This window comes from Phenylobacterium sp. (assembly GCF_036495085.1).
Classification (GTDB): domain Bacteria; phylum Pseudomonadota; class Alphaproteobacteria; order Caulobacterales; family Caulobacteraceae; genus Phenylobacterium.
On record NZ_DASXNL010000001.1, the window covers coordinates 1 to 4,446 of the forward strand.

Consider the following 4,446-nt stretch of genomic DNA (forward strand, 5'->3'; position numbering starts at 1 on the left):
GGGTGAGCGCTGACCTCTAGCGCTTCGATGACGCCGTCCTCTGCCGTTGCGGCAAGACGGACCGCAGGCGATAGGTCGGTCACGGCTTCCTCGTGGTAGCTGTTCACCTGGATCTCCGAGCGGCGGATGAGGCGTCGAAGCCGGCTGTCGGGAGTGAGCCGGACGATGTGCCCGCGGGCGCCCGCGGCATGGTCAATTCCAAAGACCGCCCGACTGGCGATGTCGCTGCGGAGGCGGCAGCCGCTCAGTCCGGCGAGGAGCTGCATGCCGGCGCAGATGCCGAGGATCGGGCGGCCCAGGCGAAGGCAGTCCGAGGCGATCCGCGTCTCGACAGCGGCTCGGTTGAACGCGGTCGGCGCGGGGAGGCGAGCGCCGAGGTACCATTCGGCAGGCGACGCATAGCGGCCTCCGGTCAGCAGGACTCCATCGAAGTCACGCACCACGACCTCGGCCACGCCCTCGAGGTAGGGAATCCCGAAGGGGAGGCCGCCCGCCGCGTACACGCCTTCGAAATAGCCCTTGGCGGCCTCATAGCGCCGGCCATCGCCACTCGTGTTTTCGTCAAGCAGCACCGCGATCCGGGGCCGCGCGTCGCGGGCGCCCATCACGCAGCGGCCCCGAGCCGATCGCCGCGAGCGACGGCTGCGGCGATCATCCCCACCCACGGCTCCGCCCTCAGACCGAAGTCCTCGGCGAGGCTGCGTACGAGTCCCTGGGGGAACAATCGGCGGTGCTCTGGAGCGCTGCCACGCCGCCGGATCGTCAGTCGATTTTCAAGGAGCGTCAGCCGTCCGTCGGGGAGCGCGCGGGAGGCGATCAGGGCTTGCCGGAACGGCGAGCTGGCGTGCGTCGCGGCAAACCAGTTCACAGCCAACAGATCCACGTCGTGCTGCGGAGCGAGCATCAGGTCATAGACAGGCAGCCAGCCGCGAGCGCCCTCCGCTTCGAGTCGAAGTTCGGAACCGGTCGGCGTGAGGCGCACCGCCTCCAGTCGTCCGGCCTGGGCCGACCGATCGTCCAGCCGGATCGGATGGCTCAAGAGCCCTCGCGGGGAGCCGACGTCCGCCAGCCAGTCCTCGTCGGCGAATCGGACGCGAAGCGCCAAGTGGGTGCGAGGTCGGCGTTCAGTGAGCGGCCGACCCCATCGCGAGCGTGCGATCAGCGATTGGACGTTGAAACCAAGGGCCGGCAGCACGCCGCGGAACAGAAGGTTTTGCTCGAAGCAGTATCCGCCCCGACCGCCATGCACGAGCTTCGAGATCAGGACGTCCAGCTCGAGATTGATCGGCCGGTCGAGCAGGACGTCGATGGCCTCGAAAGGGATGGTCTCGACGTGGTGAGTATGGAGCTTTTGGAGAACCTCAACGCCAGCCGCGCGCGGGCCGCGGTATCCTACCCGATCAAAGTAGCGCTGTAAGTCCCCCGGCGAACAGCGCGCGCGGCCCAGGTCAGTCGTTTCGTTCATGCCTCACACCCTCGCCAGGGGAGATCGCAGCATGAGAGCTTGAAAATTGATCACAATCGAAGCTTCTTCAGGGTAGGCATGAGTTGAATTGAGGTCTGACGTGTCGCTTCCCTTGAGTGCGCTGCAGGCCTTCGAGGCCGCAGCCCGACATCTCAATTTCACGCGCGCGGCGGACGAGCTTTGCGTCACCCAAGGCGCCGTGAGTCACCAGGTGCGCGTCCTTGAGGCGCACCTGGGCGTGCGGCTCTTTGATCGCCTGCCCAGAGGAGTCGGGCTTACCGACGAGGGGCTGGCGCTTCTGCCGGAGTTGAGCCGCTCATTCGCGCTTATGACCGGCGTGCTGGAAAGGGCCCGCGCGGGCGGGGCTCGCGAGTCGATCGTCGTGGGCGTCGCGAATACTTTCGCCGTCGGCTGGCTCTTGCCGCGCCTTGAGCTCTTTCGTGCGCGTCACCCCGAGTTCGAAGTGCGGATCCGAACCCACAACAACCTCGTCAACCATGCCGGCGAGGGGCTCGATTGCGCGATCCAGTTCGGAGATGGCCGCTGGCCTAGTCTTCAGGCGACGCGTGTTGTGGACGCCGATCTCGCCCCGCTTTGCTCGCCGACGCTTGCGGGTCGCCTGCAACACCCCACCGAACTCACCGGCATGCCGCTTCTGCAGTCGTACAGGTCCGACGAATGGAGCCGGTGGTTCGCCGTGGTAGGCGTGGCCCCCCCGAGGACCCGCGGGATGATGTTTGACACGTCGCTGGCGATGGCCGCTGCGGCGGAGCGGTCCGTCGGCGTGGCCCTCGCGCCGCCCGGCATGTTCACCAGCGAGCTGGCCAGCGGCCGACTGGTGCAGCCGTTCCCCCAGATGGTCGATGTTGGCGCCTACTTCATCACCCGGCCGGCCAGCCGGCCCGCTACCGCGGCCGTGCACACGTTCATCCAATGGTGCGCAGACGCTGGAGCCCCGCGGCGCTGACAGTCCTTCCTGGCGCCGTTCGGTCTTGGCGGGCCCTTCTGGCCGCCGATTTCGAGCTGACGATCGGAACAGCCGGAGAGGGGGTAGAGGGTGGACCTGACGGGCGGGCGGCAGGAAGTCGCCCTTCACGAACGCCGATTTATATCCAATGTCACTCGGCTGCGGAGACGGCACTGCGCGGGCCGTAGTGGCGGGTGAGCAGCACCACAGTGACGATGGCGGACGGCGCGCCCAGTAGGACGGCCCAGGCGAGTGAGTGGCCCGACGCCGTCACCGCTGCGCCGGCGAGGCAGCCTGCCCCGCCGCCGATGTCCCAGGCTCCCTCGCTCATCATGTGGAAGCGGAATGGACAGGGCGAGGCTTTGGCCGCGTTGTAGACCGCAGCCATGACTGCCGGGATGTACAGGGCCGCCACGAGGGTTCCGGGCGCGTTGGCCGCCACGGCAAGCCACGGGGAACCCAGGCTGAGGGCGCGGAAGACGAGTAGTCCGATGGCCAGCCCATAGGCGATTAGTACCGCCCGCCGGCCGCCTCCGGCATCGATGTGGCGCCCGAGCAGCAAGCTGCCGCCTCCGCCAAGGAGGGCGGCCAGCGCCATCGCCCCACCATAGGCGCGGTAACTCGAGCCCACCGCCAGGAACAGCGCCACTTGCCAGAAGAAGTAGAAAGCCGCGCCCAGCCAGCCATCTGCCAGAAAAAGGGCGACGCCCAGGCGAGCGTAACGGAATGCCCCCGGCGCATGCTTGGCCACAGTCACGTTCGGCGCCCCGATAAGCGGGATGACCGAGGCCGCCTGAATGAGCGCAATAGCCCAGAAGGTCCATGTGGGCCCGGCGGTGGCCAGCGACCAGCCGGCGGCGATTGGGCCGACCACGCCGATCCCAGCGTTCGCCGCCTCCCGCAGGCTCACTTGATGACCCCGATGCTCTGCGTCTCCAACGGCCGCGAAATAGGCGTGGTAACTCGGCCAGTAGAAGATGTCGGCGATCGAGGTGACGGCGATCACAGCCCATAGCTCAGGCCCGACACCGTGGACCTGAGCGAGCAGGGGGAAGATCGCCGCAATTCCCAACGTGCCGGCGATGAGCAGCGGCTTCAGGCCGTAGCGGATCGCGAGCGGCAGGATCAGCGGCCGCAGGGCAAACCGCCCCGCCAGGATCGCGGCCTGGGTCAGGAAGGCGACCGGGACCGGCACGCCCACCTTCACCATAAAAACCAGGAAAAACAGCCCACCGCCGCTCAGGGCGAGCATCTCGATCGCATAGTGCAGGTTCAGGCGGTTGATTGCCGAGTTGCGGAAGAAGGCCATCTCAAGAGCTCAGAGGAAAGAAGGGAACGTGCAGCCTGGCGCAGGCCAGGGCGGCGACTTGAGCTTGGGTCCTAGCGGACCGTGTTCCCGATCGTGGCCATAAGGCCTCCTCTGAAGGATCGGCAGACTGCGCGTTTTCGCCCGCGCGCGCAACCAGCCCCCACACACGCCCCGACCCGCGGAAGCTCGGCTGTGGGCCTCACAGCCGACCGCTCACAAAGCCCAGCCGTGCATATCGGTGGTGACGGCGCCGCTAAGCAGGAAGCGAGGCGCGACGCCGTTGTTTGGGGCGGCGACGTGGAGCGTCAATGGGTGCAAGAGGATGACGTCCCCTGCCGCGCCCGTATTTTCGACCACCTGCAGCGGGATGCCGTCCAACTCCTCGATGCGGTTCATGAACCGATCAATGCGGCTCTCCCGGTCGCCCTCGGTGTGCAGATCGCGGACATAGGGATGCCTTTGCAATGATTTGCGCATGTCAGCGCTTCGCGCGCCGGCTGGCGGCGGATGGTCCTTGAACCATTTGTGGATCAATCGATGCGAGCCCGACAGGATCTGGCTGGCGCCACTGCGGGGCGCAATGTCACCGAACAGCGCGTGGGTTTGCACGCCCTTCGGCGGTGACAACTGGCCGGTGTAGTTCGCGTCGACGTGCCAACCGCGTGATGGGACACCCCATTCGTCTTTGGTTGGGAAGGCCACGAA

5 protein-coding genes are annotated in these 4,446 nt (G+C 67.0%); 1 reads left to right on the plus strand and 4 read right to left on the minus strand.

What is annotated here, in order from left to right; genetic code table 11:
• Both VGI62_RS00005 and VGI62_RS00010 read right to left on the minus strand, forming a co-directional pair.
• A partial coding sequence (locus tag VGI62_RS00005; protein WP_331502324.1) for a gamma-glutamyl-gamma-aminobutyrate hydrolase family protein occupies window positions 1-605 on the minus strand: 605 nt, incomplete at its 3' end.
• Window positions 605-1,465, minus strand: a complete 861-nt coding sequence (locus VGI62_RS00010; protein WP_331502325.1) for an arylamine N-acetyltransferase family protein — start codon at window positions 1,463-1,465, stop codon at window positions 605-607. The genes VGI62_RS00005 and VGI62_RS00010, both read right to left, overlap by 1 nt.
• Window positions 1,466-1,565: 100 nt before the next feature.
• Here VGI62_RS00010 and VGI62_RS00015 point away from each other — a divergent pair, with 100 nt between their 5' ends.
• Entirely contained in the window at window positions 1,566-2,432 is an 867-nt protein-coding gene (locus tag VGI62_RS00015; protein ID WP_331502326.1) for a LysR substrate-binding domain-containing protein, read from the plus strand.
• A 151-nt stretch (window positions 2,433-2,583) separates the two neighbouring features.
• Here the strand turns inward: VGI62_RS00015 and VGI62_RS00020 are convergent, their stop codons facing one another.
• Together VGI62_RS00020 and VGI62_RS00025 are read right to left on the minus strand one after the other, a co-directional pair.
• Entirely contained in the window at window positions 2,584-3,741 is a 1,158-nt protein-coding gene (locus tag VGI62_RS00020; protein ID WP_331502327.1) for an MFS transporter, read from the minus strand.
• Window positions 3,742-3,954: 213 nt separating this feature from the next.
• A partial coding sequence (locus VGI62_RS00025; protein WP_331502328.1) for a hypothetical protein occupies window positions 3,955-4,446 on the minus strand: 492 nt, incomplete at its 5' end.

Coding starts and splice junctions, on each gene's coding strand:
- VGI62_RS00010 (WP_331502325.1), bottom strand. CDS start 1,465: ATGAACGAAACGACTGACCTGGGCCGCGCGCGCTGTTCGCCGGGGGAC.
- VGI62_RS00020 (WP_331502327.1), bottom strand. CDS start 3,741: ATGGCCTTCTTCCGCAACTCGGCAATCAACCGCCTGAACCTGCACTAT.